Consider the following 14,500-nt stretch of genomic DNA (forward strand, 5'->3'; position numbering starts at 1 on the left):
GGTTCTGGCGGAAGCGCCCCTGCTTGCCCTTGAGCATGTCGGACAGGGACTTGAGGGGACGGTTCGAGGCGCCCGTCACCGGACGGCCGCGACGTCCGTTGTCGAACAGGGAGTCGACGGCCTCCTGGAGCATGCGCTTCTCGTTGTTGAGCATGATCTCGGGGGCGTGAAGCTCCTGCAGGCGCTTGAGCCTGTTGTTTCTGTTGATCACGCGCCGGTAGAGGTCGTTGAGGTCGGAGGTCGCGAAGCGGCCGCCGTCGAGCTGCACCATCGGCCGGAGATCCGGGGGGATGACGGGGACGTTGTTGAGCACCATGGCCTGGGGCTTGTTGCTCGTGGTCAGGAAGGAGTTGACGACCTTGAGCCTCTTGAGGGCCTTGGCCTTGCGCTGGCCCGCCGTGCTTTTCAGCTCGCCGCGGAGCCTCTCCGACTCGGCCTGAAGATCGAGGGACTTGAGCCTTCTCTCGATGGCCTCGGCGCCCATGCATCCGTCGAAGTAGTCCAGGGTGCCGCTGCCGTAGTTGCTCTTCATCTCGGCCCAGAGGTCGACGTCATCGATGATGTCCCCGGGCTTGAGGCCCTTGAACTTGTCAAGGGCGGCGTTCGAGCGGTCGATGGCGACCTGGTAGCGCTGGCGGATGGCCGCCATCTCGCGATCGGCGCCATTGCGCAGCTTCGTCTTCACGCTGGCCTTGACCTCGCCCTGGGCCTCGAGCTCGGCAAGGTCCTCCTCGGCCTTCTTCGCCCTCTCCTGGAGCTCGCGGTCGCGGCGTGCCTCCTGACGGGCGATGTCCGTCATATGCTCGGCCTCGATGTCGGGGAGATCCGCGTGACGCTTCTCCTCGTCCACGGACGTCACCATGTAGGCGGCGAAGTAGATGACCTTCTCCAGATCCTTGGGGGTGATGTCGAGGAGGTAGCCGAGCCGGCTCGGCACGCCCTTGAAGTACCAGATATGCGTGACGGGGGCGGCGAGCTTGATGTGGCCCATGCGCTCGCGGCGCACGCGGCTGCGGGTGACCTCCACGCCGCAGCGCTCGCAGACGATGCCCTTGAAACGCACGCGCTTGTACTTGCCGCAGGCGCACTCCCAGTCACGGGTGGGGCCGAAGATCTGCTCGCCGAACAGACCGTCCTTCTCGGGCTTGAGGGTCCGGTAGTTGATGGTCTCCGGCTTCTTGACCTCGCCGAAGCTCCAGCCCTCGATGTCCTTGTCGGTGGCCAGTCCGATTCTCAGTTTGTCAAATGCGTTGACGTCCAGCACTCTATGTCCTGTCTTTTGAAGTCGTGTTCACGAAAGGGTTGGGACGACGTCGCGCGGCGTGGCCTGGGCCACGGGACGCGACGCCGTGCGGATGCTACCGGTACTCCGGTTCGTCGGCGACCTGGTCCTCCTTGGCGGCCGCATCAGGGCGGGCGCCGATGTTGAAGCCGAGGTCGGCCGACGAGGACGCGAGGTCGTCATCGTCGTCCTTCATGTCGATGGCCACGCCCTCGGCGTTGAGCACCTCGACGTTAAGCGCCAGGGACTGCATCTCCTTGAGCAGCACCTTGAAGGACTCGGGAATGCCGGCCGGTGGCAGGTTCTCTCCCTTGACGATGGCGCCGTAGGCGCGCACGCGGCCGTCGACGTCGTCGGACTTGGTGGTCATCATCTCGTGCAGCGTGTAGGCGGCGCCGTAGGCCTCAAGGGCCCATACCTCCATCTCGCCGAAGCGCTGGCCGCCGAACTGCGCCTTGCCGCCCAGAGGCTGCTGGGTGATCATCGAGTACGGGCCGGTGGAACGGGCGTGAATCTTGTCGTCGACCAGATGGTGGAGCTTGAGCATGTACATGTAGCCCACCGAGATCGGCCTGGGGAAGGGCTCGCCGGTACGGCCGTCGAAGAGGGTGGCCTTGCCGTCCTCGCCGACGAGCTTGTTGCCGTCGCGGTTGGGCAGGGTCGTTCTGAGCAGCCCCTTGAGCACGTCGGGACGCACGCCGTCAAACACCGGGGTGGCCACCGGGGTGGCCGGGGCGCCCTTCTCGGCGCCCACGGGGACGTACTTCTTCCAGGCGGCCTCGAGGTCGGGGTCGAGGGTGATGTCCCACCCGGCGTGGGCGATCCAGCCGAGATGCAGCTCGAGCACCTGCCCGAGGTTCATTCGGCTGGGCACGCCGAGCGGGTTGAGCATGATGTCGACCGGGGTTCCGTCCTCCAGGAACGGCATGTCCTCCTCGGGCAGGATCCGCGAGATGACGCCCTTGTTGCCGTGACGGCCGGAAAGCTTGTCGCCCTGGGTGATCTTGCGATGCTGGGCGATGTAGACGCGAATCATCTGGTTGACGCCGTTCGGCAGCTCGTCGCCGTCGTTTTCGGCATCCTCGCGCGTGATCTCCTTGATCGCGATGACGGTTCCGGTCTCGCCGTGGGGGACGCGCAGCGAGGTGTCGCGCACCTCACGGCTCTTCTCGCCGAAGATGGCCCTGAGCAGACGCTCCTCGGGGGTGAGCTCGGTCTCGCCCTTGGGGGTGACCTTGCCGACGAGGATGTCGCCGGCCTCGACCTCGGCACCGGTGCGGATGATGCCGCGCTCGTCGAGGTTGGCGATGGCGTCCTCTCCGACGTTCGGCAGGTCGCGCGTGATCTCCTCGGCGCCCAGCTTGGTGTCGCGGGCGTCGATCTCGTACTCCTCGATGTGGATCGAGGATAGCGTGTCGTCGCGCACGAGGCGCTGGGAGATGATCACGGCGTCCTCGTAGTTGTAGCCGTTCCACGGCATGAAGGCGACGAGAAGGTTCTTGCCGAGGGCCATCTCGCCCTTCTGGGTGGCGGGACCGTCCGCGAGGACCGTTCCCTTCTCCACGCGTTCGCCGTCCCTGATCAGCGGAACCTGGTTGTAGCAGGTCGTCTGGTTGGAGCGCTGGAACTTGGCCAGACGGTAGCTCGACTGGGTGCCGTCGTCGTTCATGACGCGGATGACGTCGGCGGAGACGTAGACGACCACGCCGGGCTTCTCGGCGAGGATGACGTCACCCGAGTCGACGGCGGAGCGCCATTCGGAGCCGGTGCCCACCAGCGGCCGCTCGGATTTGACGAGCGGGACGGCCTGACGCTGCATGTTCGTTCCCATGAGCGCGCGGTGGCCCTCGTCATGCTCGAGGAAGGGAATGAGGGAGGCGCCGACCGACACCATCTGACGTGGCGAGACGTCCATGTAGTCGACCTGGTCGACCGGGACGTCCTCAGCCTCTCCGGCGGCGTCTCGCACAAGGGCCTGGGAGGAGACGAGGTCGTTGTTCTCGTCGAGCTCCTGGTTGGCCTGCGCGATGACGTGCTCCGTCTCCTGGTCGGCCGTCATGTACACGACGTCGTCGGTGACATGGCCGTGGTCGACCTTGCGGTACGGGGTCTCGATGAATCCGAAGGGGTTCACGCGCGCGAAGGTGGCAAGGGATCCGATGAGCCCGATGTTCGGGCCTTCAGGGGATTCGATGGGGCACATGCGTCCGAAGTGGGAGGGGTGCACGTCGCGCACCTCCATGGAGGCGCGGTCGCGGGACAGGCCGCCGGGGCCCAGGGCCGACAGACGGCGCTTGTTGGTCACGCCCGCCAGCGGGTTGTTCTGGTCCATGAACTGGCTGAGCTGCGAGGTGCCGAAGAACTCCTTGATGGTGGCGTTCACCGGCCGGATGTTGATCAGCGACTGCGGGGTGATGGCCTCGGCGTCCTGCGTGGTCATGCGTTCGCGCACGACGCGCTCCATCCGGCTCAGGCCGGTGCGCAGCTGGTTCTGGATGAGCTCGCCGACCTGGCGGATGCGGCGGTTGCCGAAGTGGTCGATGTCGTCGGCGTCGACGCGCAGCTGCACGTCCTCGCCGTCACGGCGTCCGGGAAAGGTCGCGTCGCCTGCATGCAGGGCGACGAGGTACTTGATCGTGGCGATGATGTCGTCCCGCGTCAGGCTGCGGTTGTCGGGGTCGATCTCCAGACCGAGCTTGCGGTTGATCTTGTAGCGTCCGACGCGCGCCAGGTCGTAGCGGCGGGTGTTGAAGTAGAAGGAGTCGAGGAGGTTGCGTCCCGCCTCGGCACTGGCGGTGTCCGCGGGGCGGATCTTGCCGTACAGCTCGGTGAGGGCGGACTCCTGGCTGTCGATCTTCTCCTTGCCGAGGGCGTCCATGACGAGGGGGTAGCCCTTGAAGGCCTCGGCGATCTCATCCTTGCTCATGCCGATCGCGAGGAGGAAGACGGTTGCGGGCTGCTTGCGCTTGCGGTCCACCCGCACGTACAGACCGTCATGCTTGTCGATCTCGAACTCCAGCCAGGCGCCCCGGCTCGGGATGATCTTCGCCCCGAAGACCTCCTTGTCGGAGGTGCGGTCGGAGGTGCGGTCGAAGTACACGCCAGGGGAGCGGACGAGCTGCGAGACGATGACGCGCTCGGTGCCGCCGATGATGAAGGTGCCGTGAGGGGTCTGCAGCGGGAAGTCGCCCATGAACACGGTCTGGCTTTTGATCTCGCCGGTCTCGCCGTTCTCGAACTCGGCCTGCACGTACAGCGGGGCCGAGTAGGTGTAGTCCTTCTCCTTGCATTCCTGCACGCTATGACGGGGCTCCTCGAAGTACGGACCCGAGAAGGCCAGGCTCATCGTCTCCGCGAAGTTCTCGATCGGCGAGATCTCCTGGAAGACCTCGTCGAGCCCGGAGACATGGGGAACGGTGTGCGTGCCGTTCTTCTCGTCCTCCTCGACCCGCGCCTTCCAGCGATCGTTCCCGATCAGCCAGTCGAAGCTGTCGGTCTGCACTCCCAGCAGGTACGGAACGTCGATCGGTTCGCGGATGGAGCCGAAGTTGACGCGATCCGAGGCCTTGCGCAGAGCGATGTCATGCTCGTCGGCCTTAGCGTGTGTGGTGATTGTCGTCTGAGCCTTGGTGGCAGCCAATGGACGTCCTATCGTTCGCTTTCGATACCGGTTCGGAACCCGCAGGACGCGGTCGACGACCACCATATGACGTCGAAGGGGCCCTGCTTCCTCAGCATGCCCGCAATATGACATACTTCATGCAAAGTCGAAAGTGTAGCAATCACAGAGGAGCATCACAAGGCTCGACACGCCGGACGGGTCGGCCCGTCACTTCACGGTCACGGTGACCGACGGACTGGAGACCGAGGCGTCCCCTTTCATCGTCACCTTCGCGACATAGGTCCCGGCGTCCACGCGAGGCAGGGAGGAGTCCTCCTCACAGCTCGACCCGGTCCTGTCGGCGTTCCAGGTGATCGTGGCCGTGTCCTTGTCTCCTTTGGCCATGAGCAGCATGCGGGAATCGGAGGGGCAGGAGGCGGAGGTCCACACCGTGTCGTTCCCCGACGTGATCGTGAGAATCCTGGAGGAGTCGGATCCATCCACCAGACAGCTCCCCGAGCCCTCATGGACGATGGTGACGGTGAAGTCCACCGATCCTCCGACGGCCACGGTCTGCGAGGCGGCCGTGAGCTGCAGGCTGAGGTCGTCCGCGCCGCAGTCCTTCACAGCGCTCGTCTCGCTGGGGTCCGGGACGGGGGACCTGGTGATGCCGGGCTGCTCCTGCGTCATCCGCCCGACGATCGCCGCGGCGCCTTTGGCGAGACTGACGACGCAGAAGACCGCAAGGGCGATCACCAGGACGGCGGCGAGGCCGGCGACGATGCGACGGCGCAGGTACACCCGCCGGAGTCGGCCGCTGCGGCGTGGATGCACAGGACGGGGCCCGGTACGGGACACCCGCCCGCGCGCGGAGGATGGCCGCGGGGACGAGGGTCTCGACGAACGGGATGGCATGCCTTCAGTCTAGGCGAGGCGCAGGTCGCGGCGGACGCGAGGAACGCGGCGGACGAGACGATTCAAAAAACCGCCGAGGCGGGCGCAAGGCCCTCTCACGACAGCGTCCGGCGGCATGGTGCGATGCCGGACGGCCTAGGCGAGGGGAAGCCTCACCGACCCGTCCGCGAGGATCTCGACGAGTCCGTCCTCGTCCAGCGAGGCGACGCAGGACTCCAGCTGGACCCGGTCCCCCCAGAGCCCTTCCCGATCGGCCCGCGACAGCGAGGCGCCCTTCCCGGCCTCGCGCAGGGCCCGCAGCACAAGCCCCCGAACCTGACGGTCGGTGCCTTCGAAGCGCTGGCGCGGGCGGGTTCGCCGCTCACCGAGGCCGGGTCTGCCCGCTGCGAGGAAGCCGCAGAACGACGCCAGCGGGCAGACCGCACAGTCCGGCGTGCGCGCCGTGCACACCATGGCGCCCAGCTCCATCACGGACTGGTTCCAGATGACGGAACCCCCCGCGTCCCGAGGGAGCACCTCCTCGGCAAGGCCGCGCTCCCGTCGCGACGCCGCCCCTCCCGTGGACTCCTCCCCCAGGAACACCCGCGACAGCACACGTCGGATGTTCGTGTCCATCACGACGATGCGCCGGCCGGAGGCGAAGCTCATCACCGCCGAGGCGGTGTAGTCCCCTATGCCCGGCAGCGCGACAAGCGCCTCGTAGGAGTCGGGAAGACGGCCGCCATGGCGTCCGCACACCACGCCGGCGCATTCCCTCAGGCGCAGCGCCCGTCGCGGATAGCCCAGATGCCCCCATGCGGTGATGACCTCCGCGGTGGTCGCCGCAGCCAGGGATGCCGGATCGGGCCAGTCGTGCATCCACGCCGTCCAGTAGGGAACGACCCGCGACATGGGCGTCTGCTGGCTCATCACCTCGGAGACGAGCACGCCCCAGGGCGTGGTCCGGCCGAAACGCCAGGGCAGGTCACGGGCATGCCCTCCCCACCAGGTTGCGAGCGCCGCGGCGACGCCACCGGCCTCATGCGTCCCCACGGCACCGTCCGCGGCGGTGGAGGGGCCGCCTCCCCGGTGTGCGCCGCCCCCGCCGGGAGTGCTGTCTTTCACGGTGTCCGCCATCCCTCCATTGTGCGCACGCCCGCGACGGCCTGACGCCGGAACCGAAACGATGCCTTTCGAGACGTTCATGGGGCACCGTTCGGTCTCGTTGGGCATTGAAGTCACATCCTGGGCGCCCTTCTCCGGACAATCGATTCATCATCCGCGGAAATCCGCCATTCCCTCAACGCCGAAAACCCCTTAATCGGCACGCAACTGCCCAACGAACGCCCGGTTCCCCCATACGGTTCCCCAAACGTCGTTCATACGTCCCATGCCCTCACGAATCCACCTCCGCAACGTCCCGACCTCGTATGAGATCGTCGGTCGATCCGGCACCGGACACGGACGAGGCCGTCCGGAGCGGTCGAGGGTCGCTACGGCCATCTCCTCAGATCGGGGACGCATCGGATCCGCAAGGAGACTCACGGCGCGGCCTCCGGGGCCGCCCCTCAGGTAGGGGGCGCATTATGCTCGGCTGGTGCGCCCCCGGGCGGAGAGGTCGGAACCGGCACGGAACCCACGACGCGGAACCGGAACCGAGGAACCGGAACCGACGGCCGAGGACCATGGGAACGCGACGGCTGCGACGAAGGGAGACGGCGACGGACATGGGAGCTCAGACAACGGGGTCGGCGAAGGACGTCCATCCTCCGGAGGGCATGTACGAGTATGGCTATCGCCGGTCGAACTACGGTCCGGATGAGCTCGTCACCGACGCGCACGGCAACCCCATCAACGTGGTCGACGCCATGCTCAGCGCCGAGGACGCGGCCAGGGCCCGGACCTCCACGCCGCATCTGTGCTACTACTCGCCTCGCATCCCCGGGAACACGGGATCGGCCATCCGCCTGTGCGCGGTGACCGGAACCATCCTCCACCTCATCGAGCCCCTAGGGTTCAACCTCCACGACACCAAGCTGCGCCGAGCGGGCCTCGACTACCACGACATGGCCCATGTCGTGCTGCATCCCGACTTCGATGACCTCGTGAGGTCCATGCCCGACTCGCGCATCATCGCGTTCACCGCGCATGCCACGACCCTGTACACGGACGTCGAGTACCGGCCCACGGACGTCCTGCTCTTCGGCCCGGAGCCGGGCGACATCCCCGACCCCATGGAGGTCATGACAGGGCCGCATGTGGCTGCGCAGGTGCGTCTGCCCATGCGTCCGAGCCTGCGCAGCCTCAATCTGACGAACTGCGCCTCCATCGCCATCTACGAGGCGTGGAGGCAGCTGGGCTTCGCCGGCGGCCGCTGAGCCGTCGCGGGGGAATCCGATGATCGGATCCCGGATCCCCCATCCCTCGGCTTCCGACCTCTGGCCCCTCCCCCATCCTCAGTTCTTGAAGCTGTGGATGGGTGCGGGGATTCGTCCGCCGCGCGTGACGAAGGCCTCGCAGCTGGTGGTGTTGACCGGGATGATCGGCGCATAGCCCATCAGCCCGCCGAAGCTCGCCGAATCGCCCACGGTTTTGCCATAGACGGGGATGACCCGCACGGCCGTGGTCTTCTGGTTGACCATGCCGATGGCGGCCTCGTCGGCCATGATGCCGGAGATCGTCGAGGCGGTGGTGTCCCCCGGGATGGCGATCATGTCCAGCCCGACGGAGCACACGCAGGTCATGGCCTCGAGCTTCTCGATCGTCAGGCAGCCGGACTTCGCCGCCGCGATCATGTTGCGGTCCTCGGAGACGGGGATGAAGGCGCCGGACAGCCCGCCGACGTAGGAGGACGCCATGATGCCGCCCTTCTTCACCTGGTCGTTGAGCATGGCGAGCGCCGCGGTGGTGCCCGGGCCGCCCACCTGCGCGACGCCGATCTTCTCGAGCACCTCACCCACCGAATCGCCCTCGGCGGGGGTCGGAGCGAGCGAGAGGTCGATGATGCCGAAGGGCACGCCGAGCCGTCGCGCGGCCTCCTGGGCGACGAGCTGGCCCACGCGGGTGATCTTGAAGGCCGTGCGCTTGATGGTCTCGCACAGGAACTCGAAGTCGCGCCCCACCGCCGCGTCCAGCGCGCGTGAGACCACGCCGGGGCCCGAGACGCCGACGTTGATGACGGCGTCCCCCTCGGTGACGCCGTGGAACCCGCCCGCCATGAAGGGGTTGTCATCGGGGGCGTTGCAGAAGGCGACGAACTTGACGCAGCCGTAGCTGTCGTTGTCGCGCGTGGCGTAGGCGATGTCCTTCACGACGTGTCCGAGCAGCTCGACGGCGTCCATGTCGATGCCGGTCTTCGTCGAGCCGACGTTGACGGAGGAGCACACGATGTCCGTCTCGGCGAGCGCCTGCGGCAGCGAGCGGATGAGCATCTCCTCGGCGGGGGTCATCGACTTGGACACGAGGGCCGAATAACCGCCGATGAGGTCGACACCGACCTCCTTGGCCGCGCGGTCGAGGGCGTGGGCGATGCGCACGAAGTCCTCGGGGCTTCGGCATGCGCTGGCGCCCACCAGCGCGATGGGCGTGACCGTGATGCGCTTGTTGACGATGGGGATGCCGTAGTCGCGTTCGATGGCCTCGCCCACCGACACGAGGTCGCGCGCCTTGTCGGTGATGCGGCGGTACACCCTGTCGCACACCTCGTCGACGGTGTCGGCCGCGCAGTCCACGAGGCTGATGCCCATCGTGATGGTGCGGACGTCGAGCCTCTCCTGCTCGATCATCTGGTTGGTCTCGTGGACCTCCATGATATTCAGCATGATCTGCCTCCCGTGGCGGTCTCAGACGCGGTGCATCCGGGTGAAGATCTCCTCGCGCTGGCAGCGGATGCGCACGCCGATCCCCTCGCCCAGCTCGTCAAGGTCCTTGGCAATGGCCCCGAACTCCACGTCCGACTGCGCATAATCGACGATCATCATCATGTTGAAGAAGCCGTCGATGATGGTCTGGGAGATGTCGAGCACGTTGACGTGATGGTCCGACAGGTACGTGCACACGCGGGCGATGATGCCCACGGTGTCCTGTCCGACGACGGTGATGATGGCCTTGTTCATAAGCTCCCCGATCGGTGTCGCGACGACGGATGGCCGTCGCCGGTTCAGTATAGGAACGGCTGCGTACGGCCGACGCGGATGGCCGGACGGCCGGCCCTCACCCCCTGTCCGCGTCCTCCTGCGGATGGGCGAGCACGAGGTCGCGGACGAGGTCGCGCGTGGCGGAGACGGATTCGGCGTCGAGCCCGTCGTCGGTGACGACCGTGTCGACCTGGTCGAAGCGCGCGAACAGCGACAGCGAGGTGCTGCTCCACTTCGTATGGTCGGTGATGATGATCGTGCGGTCGGCGATGTCCATCATCGCCATGTCGGTGGCGGCCTCCAGGGAGTTCGGCATGAGGAAGCCTCGCGGCAACGACACCGAATGCGTGCCCAGGAACACGGTGTTCACCCTCAGGGACGCCACGACCTTGTCTGCGATGGGGCCGACGAGGCAGTTCGAGCGGGTGATGACGCCGCCGGTGACGATGACTTCGACCTCCTTGGACTCGAGCGCCTGGACGAGCTCGGCCACGGGCATGGAGTTGGTGAGGATGGTGATGCCCGCGCAGCGCTGCGACTCGAGCAGATGCTGGGCGAACACGTAGGCCGTGGTCCCGCCCCCTATGGCGATGACGTCGCCCGGGGAGACGTAGTCGACGGCGGTGCGTGCGATGGCGTCCTTGAGGCCGATGTCCATCTGCGACTTGACGGAGAACAGCGGTTCGCTGAGCAGAGCGCTCGTGGTGATGGCCCCGCCGTGGACGCGTTTGAGCAGTCCCTTGTCCGCCAGCTCGGCGATGTCGCGGCGGATCGTCATCGCGGACACCCCGAGCTCCCTGGACAGCGCGGTGATGCGGACGGCCCCGCGCGTGCGCAGCCGGCCCAGGATGAGATGCTGGCGCTGTGAGGAAATCATTCGAACATTATCTCACATCATCGCGCATCAGGAAAGCCGCCCGAGCCTGCGGCGGACGCCCCACACGGTCACGCTGCGCATGGCCTCGGAGACTATGGAGGAATCCATCTTCGAACGTCCGCGGATGCGTTCGAGGAACACGATGGGCACCTCGACGATGCGCCCCCCGGCGGCCGCCACCCGTCTCGTCATGTCGATCTGGAACACGTAGCCGTTGGAGACCACCGAGGAGAGGTCCAGCCGCCGCAGCATGGACGCACGGTAGGCGCGGAAGCCGGCCGTCATGTCATGCACGCCCAGCCCGAGCATCCGGCGCGCGTACCACGAGCCGCCGCGCGATATGAGGTCCCTGTACCACGGCCAGTTCTCCGTTCGCCCCCCGGACACTCGCCTCGACCCGATGACGAGGTCGACGGCGGGGTGGCGTCCAAGCGGGTCCAGCAGCCGCGGAAGATCCTCGGGACGATGCGAGCCGTCCATGTCCATCTCGCATACCACGTCATAGCCGTTCGCCAAGGCCCAGGCGAACCCCTCCAGATAGGCGGGACCCAGCCCGTTCTTCTCCGTGCGATGCAGGACGTGCACGCGCCCATCCTTCGCCGCCAGCCGGTCGGCAAGCTCCCCGGTGCCGTCGGGAGAGGCGTCATCGACGACGAGGACGTCGACGTCCGGTTCGTTCCCCAGCACCCCGCGGATGGTCGGGACGAGATTCTCCCTTTCGTCGTACGTCGGCATGACGACGCAAACGCGTCCGGGGCTGCGCCGGGGCCGATCACTCGCTTCATTCACGCCCTCACTGTACAGCCGCGATCCTGAGCCGCCCGTGGATGGACCACGGAGAAGCCCTCGACGAGTCCCGGACGCGGGCTGAACGCACGCCGGGAGCCGATGACGTCGCAGGATGAGGACGTCAGGACATCGACGAACGACGCGACGGCCGGCGCGGAGGACACAGCCCGCGACCCGGAACGGAAACCGCCGAGGCGCGGGCGGACGACGGGACGGCCGACAACGGGGACGGCCGACAGGGCAGGGCGAAAGAGTGAGACAATGGGCGGCATGGGTTACGTCTCCGAGGATTTCCTGCACGACGCCGTCAACAAGGCCACCTGCGACCTGTTCACGTTCGCCTACCGGCACGTCGTCAAGCCGCACGCCGTCTTCAACGTCCCACCGGACAAGGCGCACGAGAGGATGATCGACTTCTGCCGTGCCACGGGACGCGTCGCGCCTCTGATGGCCTTGCTCCACGGCATGCTCGACTACACCGACCCCGTCCTCGAGACCTCGGTGATGGGCGTCGGCTTCGCCAATCCCTTCGGGCTGTCGGCAGGGCTCGACAAGAACTGCGATATGCCCGTGCTCCTCGACAACGCGGGATTCGGCTTCGAGACGGTGGGCTCCACGACGTCACGGCCCTGCTTGGGGAATCCCAGACCGTGGTTCCACCGCCTGCCGGAATACGACTCCATGCTCGTGCACGTGGGCCTCGCCAACGACGGCAGCGCGAAGGTGATCGACCGGGCCGAGAGGGCCTGGACGAAGGCACGGTCCCTGCAGATGTCGGTATCGATCGCCCGCACGAACGATGATCTCGTCGGCGATCTGGACGAAGGCATCGAGGACTACCGGATCTCGCTGGAACGCGCCGCGAACCGCACCGCCATGGTGGAGGTGAACATCTCCTGCCCCAACACCCACGTCGGGGAGCCGTTCACCGAACCGAAGAACCTCGACCGCCTCCTGGACTCCCTGGACACCGTGAAGCGCTCGCAGCCCACTCTGATCAAGATGCCGCTGAACAGGACGTGGCCGGAGTTCCGCGACCTGCTGTCGGTCATCGCCGACCATGACGTGCAGGGCGTGACCATCGCCAACCTGCAGAAGGACCGCACGGGCCTCGTCGTGCCGAAGGAGTGGAAGGGGAACCTCTCCGGCGGGCCCACCTACGCCGCCGGCAACGACCTCATCCGCCGCAGCTATCGGGAGTTCGGCGACCGGCTCGCCATCGCGGGCGTCGGCGGGGTGTTCACCCCGGCCCAGGCCTATGCGAAGATCCGCGCGGGCTCCTCGCTGGTGATGTTCGTCTCGGCCCTTATGTACCGGGGACCACAGCAGATCACCGTGCTCAAGCGTGGACTCGCGGCGCTACTGCGACGCGACGGGTTCGAACACGTCTCCCAGGCCGTCGGCCTCGACGCCTGACCGGCGGGGAAACCGGCAGCCGACCGGAACGGAAGAGAACGGACTAGAACGCACCCCGTTCGTACTGGTAGGGATAGGGGGCGTCCTGGGCGTCCAGACCCAGCTTGTGGGCCGCGCGCAGCGGCCAGAACGGGTCGCGCAGAGCCGCTCGACCGATTTCGATGGCATCCGCCTCATGGTTGCGCAGGATGCGCCGCGCCTGCTTGGGCTTGGTGATCAGCCCCACGGCCGTCACGGGCAGGCCGGAGCGACGCCGCACCCTGTCCGAGAACGGCACCTGGTAGCCGGGCTTGACGGGAATCGTCACATCCGGGACGATGCCCCCGGTCGAGACGTCGATGAGGTCGACGCCATGGTCCTTGAGGATCCGCGCCAGCTGGACGGTCTGTTCGGGATCCCACCCGCCTGCGGCCCAGTCGGTGGCGGAGACGCGCACGAACAGCGGCATGGCGTCGGGAATGACCCTGCGGACCGAGTCCGCGATCTGCACGAGGAAGCGGGAGCGCCCTTCAAGGTCCCCGCCGTATTCGTCCTCGCGTCTGTTGCTCAGCGGGTCGAGGAACTGCGACATGAGATAGCCATGCGCGGCATGCAGCTCGATGAACTGGAATCCGGCGGCCACGGCGCGGCCGGCCGCATCCCGGAAGCGGTCGATGATGCTGTGGATCTCCTCCACCCCAAGCTCACGAGGCTCGGCGTAGCGGCCGTAGGCGATGGGGCTGGGAGCCACCGTCTGCCATCCGCCCTCCTCGAGGGGGACGCTGGCGCCGATATGCCCCGTCGGCACGCATCCGGTCGATCCCTTGCGGCCGGCATGGTTGAGCTGCACGCCCATCGCGGCTCCCGCGTCCCGCACGTCGCGCACGATCCAGCGCCAGGCATCGATCTGGTCGTCGTTCCACAGGCCGACGTCGCAGGGAGAGATGCGCCCCTCAGGGGTCACCGCCGTCGATTCGGCGATGATGAGCCCGAAGCCGCCCATCGCCCTCGAGACATAGTGCTGGTAGTGGAAGGGGGTGGGCTTGCCGTCCCTGGCAAGCGCCGAGTACATGTCCATCGGGGGCAGCCAGATGCGGTTGCGCACGGTGAGTCCCCGGATGGTCATCTCATCGAAAAGACCCGGGCCGTTCTTGGCGACGCGCCTTCCCCCGTCCGCATCGTGGGTATCGTCTGCATCGTTTCGTGAACGTGCCATATGAACCACCCCTCGTTCGTCCATGTCCCTCCGTCGATCCGCCGACCGAATCCGACCGGACCGCGCGATCTCGGACCGCGCGCGTGACGACGCCGGTTCCGCCTCCGGACGTCGCACGACGGACACTCGACCGGAGCGGTCCCACAGTCACCACGATATGCCATATCCACGGCATCGGGGATGCGCGCGGTCGAGTGTGCCGTGGCGCCCGGCGGCGCCCCCCGCCCCACCGCCCCGCACACGCGACCCCAGGGGTGGCTTGCCGCACGGATTTGCGCTGCATTGCCATTTGCAAATACTGGTTTAGTTA

General features: G+C 67.0%; 10 protein-coding genes and 1 pseudogene. 2 read left to right on the top strand and 9 right to left on the bottom strand.

The features are described from left to right. The 4 genes and pseudogenes from RWX87_RS05445 to RWX87_RS05460 all read right to left on the bottom strand — a co-directional run. Window positions 1-1,264: pseudogene (locus RWX87_RS05445) on the bottom strand (DNA-directed RNA polymerase subunit beta'); the annotation flags it as partial. Between the two features lie 94 nt (window positions 1,265-1,358). Next, window positions 1,359-4,922 carry a DNA-directed RNA polymerase subunit beta gene (rpoB, locus tag RWX87_RS05450; protein ID WP_314688382.1) on the bottom strand — a complete coding sequence of 1,188 codons (3,564 nt, stop codon included), beginning with the start codon at window positions 4,920-4,922 and terminating at the stop codon, window positions 1,359-1,361. A gap of 189 nt (window positions 4,923-5,111) precedes the next feature. Beyond that, window positions 5,112-5,684: a hypothetical protein gene (locus tag RWX87_RS05455; protein ID WP_314688384.1), complete on the bottom strand. Its 573-nt coding sequence runs from the start codon at window positions 5,682-5,684 to the stop codon at window positions 5,112-5,114. 249 nt (window positions 5,685-5,933) lie between these two features. Beyond that, the gene (locus RWX87_RS05460; protein ID WP_314688387.1) at window positions 5,934-6,914 is read right to left on the bottom strand and encodes an A/G-specific adenine glycosylase; all 981 of its coding nucleotides are present in this window, start codon (window positions 6,912-6,914) and stop codon (window positions 5,934-5,936) included. Between the two features lie 590 nt (window positions 6,915-7,504). Here RWX87_RS05460 and RWX87_RS05465 point away from each other — a divergent pair. Continuing rightward, the gene (locus RWX87_RS05465) at window positions 7,505-8,155 is read left to right on the top strand and encodes a tRNA (cytidine(34)-2'-O)-methyltransferase (RefSeq protein WP_399552315.1); all 651 of its coding nucleotides are present in this window, start codon (window positions 7,505-7,507) and stop codon (window positions 8,153-8,155) included. Between the two features lie 78 nt (window positions 8,156-8,233). On the opposite strand, the gene RWX87_RS05470 is transcribed toward RWX87_RS05465, so the two are convergent. The 4 genes from RWX87_RS05470 to RWX87_RS05485 form a co-directional block, all read right to left on the bottom strand. Beyond that, window positions 8,234-9,598, bottom strand: coding sequence for a PFL family protein (locus tag RWX87_RS05470; protein WP_314688389.1), 1,365 nt, complete (start codon window positions 9,596-9,598; stop codon window positions 8,234-8,236). 21 nt (window positions 9,599-9,619) lie between these two features. Then, on the bottom strand, window positions 9,620-9,892 hold the full coding sequence (locus tag RWX87_RS05475; protein WP_314688391.1) for an ACT domain-containing protein: 273 nt from the start codon (window positions 9,890-9,892) through the stop codon (window positions 9,620-9,622). Window positions 9,893-9,989: 97 nt separating this feature from the next. Next, entirely contained in the window at window positions 9,990-10,790 is an 801-nt protein-coding gene (locus RWX87_RS05480; RefSeq protein WP_314688393.1) for a DeoR/GlpR family DNA-binding transcription regulator, read from the bottom strand. 27 nt (window positions 10,791-10,817) lie between these two features. Beyond that, window positions 10,818-11,525, bottom strand: a complete 708-nt coding sequence (locus tag RWX87_RS05485) for a polyprenol monophosphomannose synthase (RefSeq protein WP_399552316.1) — start codon at window positions 11,523-11,525, stop codon at window positions 10,818-10,820. Between the two features lie 324 nt (window positions 11,526-11,849). On the opposite strand from RWX87_RS05485, the gene RWX87_RS05490 reads away from it, so the two are divergent. Continuing rightward, the gene (locus RWX87_RS05490) at window positions 11,850-12,995 is read left to right on the top strand and encodes a quinone-dependent dihydroorotate dehydrogenase (RefSeq protein ID WP_314688399.1); all 1,146 of its coding nucleotides are present in this window, start codon (window positions 11,850-11,852) and stop codon (window positions 12,993-12,995) included. Window positions 12,996-13,038: 43 nt separating this feature from the next. Here the strand turns inward: RWX87_RS05490 and RWX87_RS05495 are convergent, their stop codons facing one another. Then, complete coding sequence (locus tag RWX87_RS05495; protein WP_314688402.1) at window positions 13,039-14,100, bottom strand: NADH:flavin oxidoreductase/NADH oxidase; 1,062 nt, start codon at window positions 14,098-14,100, stop codon at window positions 13,039-13,041. Window positions 14,101-14,500 lie beyond the last annotated feature (400 nt).

It is taken from the genome of uncultured Bifidobacterium sp. (assembly GCF_963540075.1).
Classification (GTDB): domain Bacteria; phylum Actinomycetota; class Actinomycetes; order Actinomycetales; family Bifidobacteriaceae; genus Bifidobacterium.

Excerpts from the sequence above, each read along its gene's own strand:
- RWX87_RS05460 (WP_314688387.1), bottom strand. The coding sequence starts at position 6,914 with ATGGCGGACACCGTGAAAGACAGCACTCCCGGCGGGGGCGGCGCACAC.
- RWX87_RS05465 (WP_399552315.1), top strand. The coding sequence starts at position 7,505 with ATGGGAGCTCAGACAACGGGGTCGGCGAAGGACGTCCATCCTCCGGAG.
- RWX87_RS05470 (WP_314688389.1), bottom strand. The coding sequence starts at position 9,598 with ATGCTGAATATCATGGAGGTCCACGAGACCAACCAGATGATCGAGCAG.
- RWX87_RS05475 (WP_314688391.1), bottom strand. The coding sequence starts at position 9,892 with ATGAACAAGGCCATCATCACCGTCGTCGGACAGGACACCGTGGGCATC.
- RWX87_RS05480 (WP_314688393.1), bottom strand. The coding sequence starts at position 10,790 with ATGATTTCCTCACAGCGCCAGCATCTCATCCTGGGCCGGCTGCGCACG.
- RWX87_RS05485 (WP_399552316.1), bottom strand. The coding sequence starts at position 11,525 with ATGCCGACGTACGACGAAAGGGAGAATCTCGTCCCGACCATCCGCGGG.
- RWX87_RS05490 (WP_314688399.1), top strand. The coding sequence starts at position 11,850 with ATGGGTTACGTCTCCGAGGATTTCCTGCACGACGCCGTCAACAAGGCC.
- RWX87_RS05495 (WP_314688402.1), bottom strand. The coding sequence starts at position 14,100 with ATGACCATCCGGGGACTCACCGTGCGCAACCGCATCTGGCTGCCCCCG.